Source organism: Acinetobacter sp. ANC 4654, assembly GCF_002135425.1.
GTDB classification, from domain to species: Bacteria; Pseudomonadota; Gammaproteobacteria; order Pseudomonadales; family Moraxellaceae; genus Acinetobacter; species Acinetobacter kyonggiensis.
On record NZ_NEGL01000006.1, the window covers coordinates 124,662 to 137,645 of the forward strand.

Here is a 12,984-nt window from a genome sequence, read left to right on the forward strand (position 1 = left end):
CTATGGCATTAATCGTTCAAAAATATGGCGGTACCTCAATGGGTACTCCCGAGCGCATTTTAAATGTTGCTCGTCGTGTAAAGCGTTGGCATGACCACGGTCACAAGGTTGTAGTGGTTGTCTCAGCCATGAGTGGCGAAACCAATCGCCTACTTGCTTTAGCGAAAGCCATTACCGAAACCCCTGATCCACGTGAACTCGACCAAATGGTCTCTACGGGGGAACAGGTAACGATTTCCATGTTAGCGATGGCGCTCAACTCGATTGGGGTTGAAGCTAAGTCTCTAACAGGTCGCCAAGTTGGCATTAAAACTGACAGTGCATTCACCAAAGCGCGTATCGAAGCAATTGATACTGACGTTTTAACTGATCATTTAAATGCCGGACGTGTACTCGTTGTTGCTGGTTTCCAAGGTTTTGATGATCTTGGTAACACCACTACTCTAGGACGTGGTGGTTCAGATACTTCAGGTGTTGCAATTGCTGCTGCACTTAAAGCAGATGAATGCCAAATCTACACAGATGTAGATGGTGTTTATACCACCGATCCACGTGTTGCACCTAAAGCGAAAAAAGTAGATCGTATTTCTTTTGAAGAAATGCTTGAAATGGCATCTTTGGGTTCTAAAGTTCTTCAAATTCGTTCAGTTGAATTTGCAGGCAAGTATCAAGTGCCTTTGCGTGTATTATCAAGTTTTGATAATGACAATGATGGCGCATTTGACGAAGACTTTAAACAAAACGTCGGCACTCTTATTACTACTGAATTGGAAGACAACATGGAACAGCCAATTATCTCTGGTATCGCATTTAACCGTGACGAAGCAAAATTAACCATTCTAGGTGTACCTGATGAACCAGGTATTGCATCTAAAATTTTATGCCCGATTGGTGATGCCAACATTGAAGTGGATATGATTATCCAAAATGTTGAAGAAGATGGTACAACTGATTTTACTTTCACGGTTAACCGCGGTGAATTAAAAAAAGCGACAACCATTTTAGAAGATACAGCACAAAAAATTGGTGCGCGTGAAGTCGCAACCCGTGATGATATTGTCAAAGTATCAATCGTGGGTGTAGGTATGCGTTCACATGCAGGTGTTGCAAGCAAAATGTTTACTGCTCTGGCTGAAGAAGGCATTAACATTTTGATGATTTCGACTTCAGAAATTAAGATTTCTGTGATCATTGAAGAAAACTATTTAGAACTCGCAGTTCGCACACTACATACTGCTTTCGGTTTAGACCGAGAACATGGCGAATCAAGCGTACGCGCATAATTTGCAGCTAACAAAAATTGTCATTGTTAGACAGTTTTTGAAAAACAACACAAAAAAGCAGAGCCACTATAGTTTTTCTTATAGTGGCTCTGTTATATTAGCCCTAAGGTTTTAAGAAAATTTTAACAAAACTGCATCTTGGGTAATGTTCCTTACATTGCTTTGTTAAAGTTTTCTTTTGATATTTAAGGTTGTGTTTTGTTCATTTTAGATCAATTGCAGGTTTAGCATTTTGCAAGGAGATAAACATGCTGATTCTGACTAGACGTGTCGGAGAAACATTAATGATTGGGGACCAAGTCAGTGTAACTGTACTTGGGGTTAAAGGAAATCAAGTTCGTATTGGTGTAAATGCTCCAAAAGAAGTATCAGTTCACCGTGAAGAAATTTACCAACGTATTCAACATGAACGCGCTATGCATGAACATCTTCAACACCTCGATCAAGATTACCAACCTTCGTTTGAAGAAGATAATTTCACACAGAATACCCAGAATAACTTTAATCGTTAAACATTAAATGTTTTCCCCTAAAGCGGCTTTACTAAGCCGCTTTAAATTTATCTAAAGCTTAGTTTTGCTCAAGCAAAGCTAACGCTTTTTTTACAGGTGCATAACTACGACGGTGTTGATCAATCACCCCATGTTCTGCAATCGCTTCAAAATGTGCTTTGGTTGGATAGCCTTTGTGTTTAGCAAATCCAAATTGTGGATATTGCACATCAAGCTCAACCATATCGCGGTCTCGGGTTACTTTCGCCAAGATACTGGCAGCTGAAATTTCCGCATGCAAGGCATCCCCACCAACAATCGCATCACAGCTCATCATCAAGCCTTGTGGGACTTTATTTCCATCTACCAACACATGCTCAGGTGAAATATTTAAAGCTTCCACAGCACGGCGCATCGCTAACAATGATGCTTGAAGAATATTAATTTCATCAATTTCTGTATGACTTGCTTCAGCAATTGCCCAAGCCAATGCTTTTTCTTGTATTTCTACAAATAATTTTTCACGTTTTTTTTCAGAGAGTTTTTTAGAATCATTTAAACCTTCAATTGGATTATTGGGATCCAAAATAACCGCAGCGGCAACTACAGAACCGACAAGTGGACCGCGCCCCGCTTCATCTACACCAGCAATTTTCATCACTTCATCTACCTATAAAAAAAAGAGGCTGAACACGTCAGCCTCATTATGAGGGTCTGTTGATATTTCACAGATGCTTGCGACAGAGGACATTTTTAGACGATGCAAGGCATGTTTTGCGAAATTTAGTTATTCTAAATGAGTAAAACATAACGCAGTAGCGGCAAAAATGTCCCTGTCCCATAGGGTTATCACTAAAACTTCCCCAAACTTCGTTATGAAATTTAACAAGGGGGTCACCATTGTCTGCATTTCATGTCTTGTTTGCGTTGTTTTAGCGAATAACGCAATGCATGGCTGAAATATCAACAGACCCTTCTTTATTAACAATTATTTCACTGCTTCAGCGACGCAAGCATTAATGGTTTTAGTCACTGCATTGGTAACAATCATGTTACGTGCTGCGGGATCAATAGCAGCAGTTGCCAAATCTACAGCTGTTACGCTTTGTGGTGCTTTTTCACTAACACAACCACAAATTTCAGACTGAATATTTTGTTTTTGTGTTGCTGTCATCAATTTCGTTGCGGTTTGCCATGCAGCAGTATTATTTAACTCTGTTGTACATTTTGCATTAATGGCAATTTTAAGTGCCGTATTGCCAAGTTGCTGAGTTGTTGATTGCATGCCTGTTGTACCCGTTGCTGTGTTCGTTGAAACACATGCGGTTAGAGCTAAAGCCAGAGGTACAAGTACAGCAATTAATTTTTTCACAGTTGAATATCCTAAGTTTTAAAATAGATTGCGCGTATTTTGCCGAATCTTTGATACAGAAGAAACGTATATTTCGTTGCAATTCCGACCACCCTTACTATCTGGCTAAAAACAATACAGCTTTCAGCGTTTCAAGAATTATACGCTTTGTTCTATATTCAAGGTTTTTAAATGACTGTAATTTGATTAGCATAGTTAAACTAAAAATCACATGTTGGTACAACATGCAACGCACTTCACAATACTATACCCGTACAGCACAAATGCTACATTGGCTCATGGCCATCATTTTCATTGCAGCATGGTTGATTGGTTTCTATAGTGGCAATTTTTTAAGCTATGATGTTGATGGCAGCTTTAAAGGTCAAGTTATTACCCTGCATAAAAATATCGCGACAACGATTATATTCCTCGTGTTAATTCGTTTGTTTTGGCGCTATACCCATCCTGCTCCGCAGCTCCCAGACAGCATGTCACCCATGATGAAAGTCTTGGCACATCTTGGACATTTGGCCTTATATTTAATGTTATTGGCTTTACCCATTACAGGTTGTTTGTTTAGTTGGAGTGCTGGACACCCCGCACCCGTTTTATATTTATTTGAAATACCTCGTCTAGTTCAAGACAATCCTGATATTTTAGCGATTGTTAAACCCGTCCATATTTATTTATCTTGGTTTGCTGGTTTTCTGGTCATCGGCCATATCGCTGCAGCGTTAAAGCATCATTTTATCGACAAAGATAATATTTTACGCAGTATGACTCGACAAGATAAATAAGCCATTAAAGCCCAACATCAAAAAAGCCACATCAGCTATATAGCAATGTGGCTTTTTTACAGCTAAAACTTAGTTAAGCGCTTCTTGAGCACAGCCCTTAACACTATTCAATACCGCTTGTTTAATCAGGCTATTTTTTGCAGATTCACTGACTGATGCCAAAGCCAAGTCTTTGGCTGAAATATTGTTTAGTGCATGATCACTTACACAAGCACAGACTTGTTTTTGCAAACCCATTTGGCGTTCTACACTTATAAAAAATGCAGCCGATTGCCAAATTTTTGAATCATTTAATTCACTTTTACAACTTTGCTCTAATACTGGCTTAAGCATTTTCTGTGTTAAAGAATAATCTTGATTGGTCGCAAAAACTGACATCGAACCAATCACTAAACCTACGACTAATATCCAACAAAGACTCTTTTTCACCATCAAACCTAATTTTCAACCTTCATAATTTAGCGAATCAAATTGATCCACTAAATAAACCAGTACATTTTCAAATATAAATTACACCAAAGCATCAATTTGCTGTGTCCACTTTTGTTTTTCAGCTTCAGAAATAAAAGAAGCCTCAAACGAATTTTTAGCCAAGTGTTTCAGTTCGTCATTAGATAAATCTAAAGCTTCAGCAATGGCAATGAAATTATCATTCATGTATCCACCAAAATAAGATGGATCATCTGAATTTACCGTGACATGCACACCTTGTTGCAATAAACGACGGATATTGTGCTGCGCCATATCATCAACCACACAGAGCTTTAAATTGCTTAAAGGACACACTGTTAAAGGCATTTTTTCGCGAATTAAACGCTGCATCAATTCAGGATCTTCTTCTGAACGTACACCGTGGTCAATACGATTTACTTTTAGTAAATCCAAAGCTTCCCAAACATATTCAGCTGGACCTTCTTCACCCGCATGTGCCACCACCAAAAAACCTGCTTCACGAGCTTTGGCAAAAACACGTTCAAACTTAGCAGGTGGATGTCCGACTTCACTAGAATCTAAACCCACCGCAATAATCTGATCTTTAAACGGTAGCGCTTGTTCTAAAGTTTTAAATGCCGCTTCTTCACTTAAATGACGTAAGAAACACATGATTAAATGCGAGCTAATACCCAATTTGGCTTTTGCATCATCACAAGCACGTTGCAAACCATTTAATACGGTTGCAAATGCCACTCCACGATCGGTATGGGTTTGCGGGTCAAAGAACATTTCTGTGTGCGTCACATGATCAGCATGACATTTTTCGAAATAGGCCCACGCTAAATCATAAAAATCTTGTTCGAGTACTAAAACATTCGCACCCGCATAATAAATATCAAGAAAAGATTGTAGATTATGAAAATTATAGGCCTGCTTTACTTCTTCAACCGACTTATAAGGAATATCAATTTGATTACGCTGAGCGATTTCAAACATCAACTCAGGCTCAAACGTCCCTTCAATATGTACATGTAATTCTGCTTTTGGCAAAGCACGGATGAGCTCAAGTCTATTCATACCTTAATCCTTAAAAATAAAAAAAGGTGCAAACTTGAGTTTACACCCTAAGGCGTGTAGAACATTCATCAATGCAAGTTCAACACGCTGTACTGTGAATTTGGAATATTAACCGCCAAATAAGACGAATTTTAATGCCCAAAGTACGGCAACAATCCACACCATATAAGGTACAGTTTTCGCTTTACCAGTAAATAGTTTGATTAGCGCATAGCTAATAAAACCCATCGCAATACCATCTGCAATTGAGTATGTGAATGGCATAAATACGATGGTTAAAAAGGCAGGAACCGCTTCAGTGATATCATCCCATTCAATATGAACAATACCTTGAATCATTAACACCCCTACAAATAACAATGCAGGTGCTGTAGCAAAACTTGGCACGGATTGCGCAAGTGGTGCTAAAAAAAGGCACAACAAGAACATAATGCCCACAACAACAGCCGTTAAACCCGTACGACCACCAGCCGCAACACCAGCAGATGATTCAATATAAGGCGTAGTTGAAGACGTACCCAAAGCAGCACCCGCAACAATTGCAGTTGAGTCGGCAAAAAGTGCTTTTTTCAAACGAGGTAATTTACCATCTACCAACAAACCTGCACGGTGTGAAACCCCAACCAATGTCCCCGTTGAGTCAAACAAATCGACCAAGAAGAAGACAAAGATTACCCCCACCAAACTTGCAGTGAATAAACCCTCAAAATCCATTTGCATAAATGTTGGCGCAATTGATGGCACTTGACCTACAACACCATGGAATTGGTTATAACCCAATACTGTCGAAATAGCCGTCACTGCCAAAATACTAATAATAATCGCACCACGCACTTTAAACTGATGCATGACCACAACCATTAGGAAACCAAACAAGGCAAGAATAACCGAAGGTTGTTTTAAATCCCCTAAACCCACTAAAGTTGCAGGGTTAGCAACAATAATACCAGCATTTTTTAGTGCAACCAGTGCAAGGAACATTCCAATACCACCACCAATCGCCAGTTTTAATGACATTGGGATCGCGTTGACAATTGCCTCTCGGATTTTAAACATACTGATGAAAATAAACACCAAGCCTGATACAAACACAGCAGCAAGTGCCGTTTGCCAAGGCACGCCCATCCCCATACATACAGAATAGGTAAAGTAAGCATTTAGCCCCATACCCGGTGCCAGTGCAATTGGATAATTTGCAACAAGCCCCATAACCAAACAACCGATTGCGGCTGCAAGACAGGTTGCGACAAACACAGCCCCATGATCCATCCCTGTTTCGGATAAAATCATTGGATTAACAATAATGATGTAACACATTGTTAAAAAAGTAGTTACACCAGCAAGAACTTCGGTACGAAAATTGGTTTTGTTTTCGCTCAACTTAAATAAGCGTTCAAGCATATTCTCTGAAGATGGACTAGGAGTCGTCATGACTTCACCCCTGTAAGTAAACTTTATGCAATCAGCACGCTACAAAATTAATGATCCGTTTAACACAAATCATCATTAATTTTGTAGATGTCTAAGCAATGGATATGCCAATATTTCCATTTAAAAACAAGTATATTGAACAATTCTTCATTACAGCCCAAATAGCCAAATGACAAAAATTGTAAACAAAAAAGCCGCATAACTTTTATGCAGCTCACTTAATTCAAAAAAATCAAATACTTAATTAATAAACAATATGATTCAAATATGGTCGGGGCAAATTATAACACAATGATTTTTTATTGTTTCTAAAATTTATTTTCAATTAAAATTCAATAGGATATTAGTTTAGTCAACAAAAGTAATAGTCTAGTCTTTACTGGACTGACCAACCAATTGAACCAAAGGCTTTGTGTTTACCTCTTTACTTCCAGCATTGTGAATAAAAAGATTAGGATTAGAATCTATTACACTAAGTGAATGATGAGCATCATAAATCAACTGATCAACTTCATTCTTTTTTTTACGTTCAGCATCTTGGTAAACATAATATCCCAATAGCACAACAACAAGAATGAAGATTAGAATGAGTATTTTTTTCATAATAAAATTTTATTATTTTAAAAACTTTTCATTATGATAACAAAAAATAATACAAAAAGGTGACAGAAGACACATTTTTTAAATATTTTAATATCCATTAAAGCGACTAACAAAAAGAATTGTATAGATGACCTTTATCAAACTAAATAGCTGTTCAGCGACGCCTCCTTTTCATCTGTATACTTATAATTTCCATACTTCTTAAGCAATTCATTAAATTTTACATTTCACATAAATAAAAAATCCTGAACAATGTCAGGATTTTTTCTGTCTTTAAAAGACCAACTTAAACTACTTTTTCATCACGTTTAAAAACCAACTCACCCTGAAGTGAACTGTTAGCATCAAAATAATAACCATCGGTATTGAATGATTTTAAGTCTTCAACTTTACTTAACCGATTTTCAATCATATATCGAGCCATCAAACCACGCGCTTTTTTAGCATAAAAACTAATGACTTTATATTTGCCATTTTTTTGATCTAAAAACACAGGCTTAATGATTTCAGCTTTAAGTTTGCGCTCATTCACTGATTTATAGTATTCATCCGAAGCAATATTGACCAATAATTCTGAATTGGCTTGTTCCAAATCATCATTTATTAAACTGGTAATTTTATCTCCCCAAAATTCATAGAGGTTATGACCCCGTGAATTGTGTAATTTTGTGCCCATTTCTAAACGATATGGCATCATCAAATCCAAAGGACGCAATAAACCATACAAGCCAGATAACATCCTCAAATGCTTTTGTGCATATTCAAGTTTTTGATCATTTAGGTTGTATGCATCTAAACCCGTATAAACATCACCTTTAAACGCAAATAAAGCCTGACGTGCATTCGAAAAATTAAAGTCTGATTGCCAGTCATTGAAGCGATCTACATTCAATTTGGCAATTTTTTCACTCACGCTCATTAAATTGGCGATATCTGTAGCAGACAGTTTACGACTTACGTCTATAAGTTGTTGTGAATGTTCCAGCAATCTTGGTAAAGTATGTAAATCGGTAGGAAGTGCAGATTCATAATCTAAAGTCTTAGCAGGAGAAATTAAGGCGAGCATGGACAACCTGATCAAAAAATAATTAAACAGACTATAACAGTAGACTTATTTTATTTCCAATTTGTGTTTTTACTGAACATTATCGGTAAAATACGCGATTCTCCTGTTATTAGTCGGTTGTAATATGTCCGAGCAAATTTTCATTCAAGGTCCTGTAGGTCAAATTGAAGTTTTTGTTGATTATCCACAGGGTGAAGTGAAAGGATTCGCGGTTGTATGCCACCCTCATCCATTACAAGGCGGTACACCACAGCATAAAGTGCCAACACTTCTTGCTCAAATGTTTGTTGAGCGTGGTTGTATTGTATACCGACCTAGTTTCCGTGGTTCAGGTCAAAGCCTTGGTGTTCATGATGAAGGCTTTGGTGAAACGGATGATACTCTAGAAGTAATTAAACAGATGCGTTGCAAACATATTGGCCTGCCTTTTTATGCTGGCGGCTTTAGTTTTGGAGCACATGTGATGGCCAAAAGTTATCATGCACTTCCTGATGAAATCAAACCTAAGCAATTAATTTTATGTGGTTTACCGACTGCAACTGTTGCAGGTTTGCGTCATTATGTGACCCCCGAAATTAAAGGTGATATTTTATTTATTCATGGTGAAGGTGATGAAGTCACTTTATTGTCAGACTTGATTGCTTGGGCAAAACCTCAACGTCACTTATTGACCATCTTGCCTAGTGCAAACCATTTCTTTACGGGTTATTTAAAACAATTGCGTATTGCGATTTCTCGTTTTTTAATTTCACCTTCTTAAATTAACCTTTGAAGTACAATAGCTACTTGGCTAATACCTGACTCGGACTATTAAATCCGAGTCTTTTTTTAAGCGATAGTTCAACCTATGTTCGATCTTTGCAATCTATGATCAGGCTCATGTTAAAAATGGCTGCCTTTGGCAATGTACTACTAGACTAAGCCATGAGTATTTTCATTGCTTAACCTTCGCCATACGCTGTATAGGTTGCACGAAATAACAAATGTTATAGCCCCCCTTTCCAAAATGAATCATTTTGCACTTCATTTGAAAATCAAAAAACTATACAATCAAATAGTTAGCCAAGTAAGGCTTAAGATGTTTAGAAACATTTTTAATAGTTAGAAGGATATTATGAAAACTATTTTTGGGATAATTTGCATCGTTTTATTCAGTTCATCAGCCATTGCAGAAAATATTGTAGGCACATGGCGTTATATGGACGATAAAACAGGTGAAGCTAAGGGATTAGTCAAAATTGAGCAACAAGCCAATGGAACATATGCAGGGACAGCACTCAAAGCAACACCACGTGCTGGCTATATACCGAAAGAGTTTTGTACTAATTGTCCTGCACCCTACACCAACAAGCCCATCATAGGTATGCAGGTTATTTCTGGATTACAAACTGAAGATCAAATGAATTACACAAATGGGAAAATTATTGATCCCGTTTCAGGAAAAGTTTACCGCCTTAAAGGCAGAATCAGCGCAAATGGCAAAAAATTATTTCTTCGCGGATATATGGGAGTATCCGCTGTAGGTCGTAACCAGACTTGGCTACGTGTGGAATAAAATATAAATCCTGAGCTACGAACACAGCGTTGCTTTGTTCGTAGCTCAAACTATGCAAGACCAATAATCCCTTATCATTTCAAATTCAAAAGTGGCAGATATCGGTATCAACAATATCTACCCTTCCAAACTTCAAAGTTACCTTTTTTGCTAAAGATGGTCCTTCCACTCAAATTCACTAAAGGCTTCATCTTGTTTTAATGTATTTTCAACCGCTTGTGCCAACTGATTCAACAAACTCTGCTCTGTAATGCGGTCTAACCAATCCTGATCTTCATCTGGATGCGAGGTAATTTCACAGACCAAATGACCACCCTGATCATGCCCTTGGCAAGTAATTGACAGTGGCAAGGAATGATTATCTACACTAACGGCAACATGATCACCACTTTGTGACAAGGTCTGAAAACCATATTCGCCTAATTCTTTAGACAAAAGATCTGCAACATACTCTTGAGTCACATGACGATCACCAGTCTGCAATGAAGCATGATTATGTTTTTCACAGTTTGCTGTAAATTGTAATTTTCTCATCGATGTATCCAAAGGCATTCTTATTGTATGGTTTTAGAATAAGCAATAAAAACAAAACAGCCAAGCAAAAGCTTGGCTGTTGTCTAACAAACGTACAAAACTAGACTAATTATTCACTGACTTGAATTGCTAAACCTGCTTGATTTGCAAGCTCAGTGAAAGTAGGAAAACTGGTTGCCACCGTTTCTGTACCGACAATTTTAATTGCACCCGAAGTACGCAAACCCGCCATACTAAAACTCATCGCAATACGGTGATCATGATGCGATTCAATTTCACCACCCATGAAGATTGTAGACCAATCACCTGACTTACCCTTACCTTCAATAATGATGCCATCATCCGTTGGTGTACAGTCAATACCCATGGTTTTTAAACCATCTGCCATGACTTGAATACGATCAGATTCTTTGACGCGAAGTTCCGCAGCACCCGTTAAAATCGTTTGACCTTCGGCACATGCTGCGGCAATAAAGAGCGCTGGAAATTCATCAATGGCCAATGGCACTTGATCTTCAGGCATATGAATGCCTTTAAGCGTCCGACTACCACGAATACGAATGTCTGCAATGGGTTCACCACCTGCAATACGTTCATTTTCAACAGTCAAGTCCGCACCCATTTGTTTCAGAATTTCAATCACACCAGTACGGGTTGGGTTAATTCCAACCGCCTCTAAAGTCACATCTGAACCTTCGGTAATGGCAGCACCCACCATAAAAAATGCCGCAGATGAAATATCTGATGGCACCTGAATTTCAGTCGCAATAAGCTTACCGCCACCTTGTAATGAAATGCGATTACCTTCAGTTTTTACTTCATAACCGAATGCACGCAACATACGTTCTGTATGGTCACGTGTTGGTTCAGGTTCTGTCACGGACGTTTCACCACTGGCCCAAAGACCCGCCAATAGAATGCCAGATTTCACTTGCGCAGATGCCATTGGCAAATCGTAATGAATACCTTGAAGGTTTTGATTCCCTGTAATCGATACTGGTGGCGTACCACGCTCACCAGTGGTTTGAATTTGTGCGCCCATTTCACGTAAAGGTTTGGCAATACGCTCCATTGGACGTTTAGACAGTGACGCATCACCCGTCATTACAGAATCAAATTTTTGCGCAGACAACATGCCTGAAAGTAAACGCATTGATGTACCCGAGTTACCCATATACAAGGCACTTGCAGGTGCTTTTAAGCCATTGATACCGACACCATGAATAGTGACTTCACCATTTTTTGGCCCTTCAATACTCACGCCCATATCACGGAAAGCTTGCAACGTTGCCAGTGCATCTTCACCTTCCAAGAAACCTGTAACATGGGTTGTGCCTTCTGCAATCGCACCAAACATGATGGAGCGATGTGACACAGATTTGTCACCAGGCACGGTAAATTTACCTTGGAAATTTTGAGAACCTGGCAAAATGGTAAATTGTTGTGTCACTTTATTTTTCTCCATCAAGGGTTGTTTGGCGAGCATGTGATTGAAGTGTTGTCGTGCAGCCTGTGCATGCCCCAACACCCCCATTAATGCCTGTGAGTTTTCATCTTCAATCAGTTTACGTAATATTGCGAGTTGCTTTTCGAAGCCATCGACTGCATTTAAAATCGCTTTTTTATTGGCAAAAAAGATGTCATGCCACATTTGCGGATCACTGGCAGCTATGCGTGAAAAGTCACGAAAACCACCTGCTGCATAACGAAAAATATCGAAATTATCTTCCCGATTGGCAAGCTGCTCAACCAAGTTAAATGCCATCAGATGTGGAAGATGACTGGTATGTGCAAGGACTTCATCGTGTTTATCAACATCCATACAAATCACATCAGCTTTAGCCGCTTGCCATAATTGTGTCAGTTTTTCTACCGCCCAATCAGCACTGGTCGGTAGAGGCGTCAAAATTACTTTATGATTGGCAAACAAATCGACCTTACCGGCATGCACACCTGTATGTTCAGCCCCTGCTATCGGATGCCCCGGTACAAAACCTTCTGGAAGGTTTTCACCATATACCGCCTTTGCAGCATCTACCACATTGCCTTTGGTGCTACCCACATCGGTGATGATGGTGGTCGCAGAAAGATAAGGCTTGATCATTTCCAGTACTTTTTCTGTCGCACGAACAGGTAAGGCTAAAACGACTAAATCGGCACCTTGAACAGCATCAACTGGATTACTATAACCAGCTTGAATCAATCCAAGTGCTTTTGCATCATCCAATGTTTTTTGCGAACGCGTTGATGCAACAATTTGTTTTGCTAAATTTTCAGCGATCATCACACGCGCTAGACTTGAACCAATCAAGCCAAGTCCAATAAATGCAACTTTTTCAAATAGAGGCTTGGACATCA

General features: G+C 38.8%; 14 protein-coding genes. 5 read left to right on the top strand and 9 right to left on the bottom strand.

Going from position 1 to position 12,984, the window contains the following annotated elements; all coding sequences use genetic code 11:
• Positions 1-2: 2 nt before the first annotated feature.
• The gene (locus B9T24_RS10595) at positions 3-1,283 is read left to right on the top strand and encodes an aspartate kinase (protein ID WP_086165736.1); all 1,281 of its coding nucleotides are present in this window, start codon (positions 3-5) and stop codon (positions 1,281-1,283) included.
• A 248-nt stretch (positions 1,284-1,531) separates the two neighbouring features.
• Positions 1,532-1,795, top strand: coding sequence for a carbon storage regulator CsrA (gene csrA, locus B9T24_RS10600; RefSeq protein WP_004648598.1), 264 nt, complete (start codon positions 1,532-1,534; stop codon positions 1,793-1,795).
• 58 nt (positions 1,796-1,853) lie between these two features.
• Here the strand turns inward: csrA and rnhB are convergent, their stop codons facing one another.
• Together rnhB and B9T24_RS10610 are read right to left on the bottom strand one after the other, a co-directional pair.
• Positions 1,854-2,432, bottom strand: a complete 579-nt coding sequence (gene rnhB / locus B9T24_RS10605) for a ribonuclease HII (RefSeq protein WP_086165737.1) — start codon at positions 2,430-2,432, stop codon at positions 1,854-1,856.
• 330 nt (positions 2,433-2,762) lie between these two features.
• Positions 2,763-3,146: a hypothetical protein gene (locus B9T24_RS10610; protein WP_086165738.1), complete on the bottom strand. Its 384-nt coding sequence runs from the start codon at positions 3,144-3,146 to the stop codon at positions 2,763-2,765.
• A 224-nt stretch (positions 3,147-3,370) separates the two neighbouring features.
• On the opposite strand from B9T24_RS10610, the gene B9T24_RS10615 reads away from it, so the two are divergent.
• Positions 3,371-3,925 carry a cytochrome b gene (locus tag B9T24_RS10615; protein ID WP_086165739.1) on the top strand — a complete coding sequence of 185 codons (555 nt, stop codon included), beginning with the start codon at positions 3,371-3,373 and terminating at the stop codon, positions 3,923-3,925.
• A gap of 69 nt (positions 3,926-3,994) precedes the next feature.
• Here B9T24_RS10615 and B9T24_RS10620 read toward each other — a convergent pair whose 3' ends face one another.
• The 5 genes from B9T24_RS10620 to yaaA all read right to left on the bottom strand — a co-directional run bounded on the left by B9T24_RS10620 (position 3,995) and on the right by yaaA (position 8,537).
• A complete protein-coding gene (locus B9T24_RS10620) occupies positions 3,995-4,357 on the bottom strand; it encodes a hypothetical protein (protein WP_086165740.1) in 363 nt (120 codons plus the stop codon).
• Positions 4,358-4,435: 78 nt separating this feature from the next.
• Positions 4,436-5,437, bottom strand: coding sequence for an adenosine deaminase (locus B9T24_RS10625; RefSeq protein WP_086165741.1), 1,002 nt, complete (start codon positions 5,435-5,437; stop codon positions 4,436-4,438).
• 108 nt (positions 5,438-5,545) lie between these two features.
• Positions 5,546-6,868, bottom strand: a complete 1,323-nt coding sequence (locus tag B9T24_RS10630; RefSeq protein WP_086165742.1) for an NCS2 family permease — start codon at positions 6,866-6,868, stop codon at positions 5,546-5,548.
• A 369-nt stretch (positions 6,869-7,237) separates the two neighbouring features.
• On the bottom strand, positions 7,238-7,471 hold the full coding sequence (locus tag B9T24_RS10635; RefSeq protein WP_086165743.1) for a hypothetical protein: 234 nt from the start codon (positions 7,469-7,471) through the stop codon (positions 7,238-7,240).
• A gap of 286 nt (positions 7,472-7,757) precedes the next feature.
• Complete coding sequence (gene yaaA / locus B9T24_RS10640) at positions 7,758-8,537, bottom strand: peroxide stress protein YaaA (protein WP_086165744.1); 780 nt, start codon at positions 8,535-8,537, stop codon at positions 7,758-7,760.
• A 124-nt stretch (positions 8,538-8,661) separates the two neighbouring features.
• On the opposite strand from yaaA, the gene B9T24_RS10645 reads away from it, so the two are divergent.
• Both B9T24_RS10645 and B9T24_RS10650 read left to right on the top strand, forming a co-directional pair.
• On the top strand, positions 8,662-9,297 hold the full coding sequence (locus B9T24_RS10645; RefSeq protein ID WP_086165745.1) for an alpha/beta hydrolase: 636 nt from the start codon (positions 8,662-8,664) through the stop codon (positions 9,295-9,297).
• Between the two features lie 354 nt (positions 9,298-9,651).
• Entirely contained in the window at positions 9,652-10,092 is a 441-nt protein-coding gene (locus B9T24_RS10650) for a DUF2147 domain-containing protein (RefSeq protein WP_086165746.1), read from the top strand.
• Between the two features lie 150 nt (positions 10,093-10,242).
• On the opposite strand, the gene B9T24_RS10655 is transcribed toward B9T24_RS10650, so the two are convergent.
• Together B9T24_RS10655 and B9T24_RS10660 are read right to left on the bottom strand one after the other, a co-directional pair.
• The gene (locus tag B9T24_RS10655; protein WP_086165747.1) at positions 10,243-10,626 is read right to left on the bottom strand and encodes a hypothetical protein; all 384 of its coding nucleotides are present in this window, start codon (positions 10,624-10,626) and stop codon (positions 10,243-10,245) included.
• A 109-nt stretch (positions 10,627-10,735) separates the two neighbouring features.
• The gene (locus B9T24_RS10660; protein WP_086165748.1) at positions 10,736-12,982 is read right to left on the bottom strand and encodes a bifunctional prephenate dehydrogenase/3-phosphoshikimate 1-carboxyvinyltransferase; all 2,247 of its coding nucleotides are present in this window, start codon (positions 12,980-12,982) and stop codon (positions 10,736-10,738) included.
• Positions 12,983-12,984: the final 2 nt, after the last annotated feature.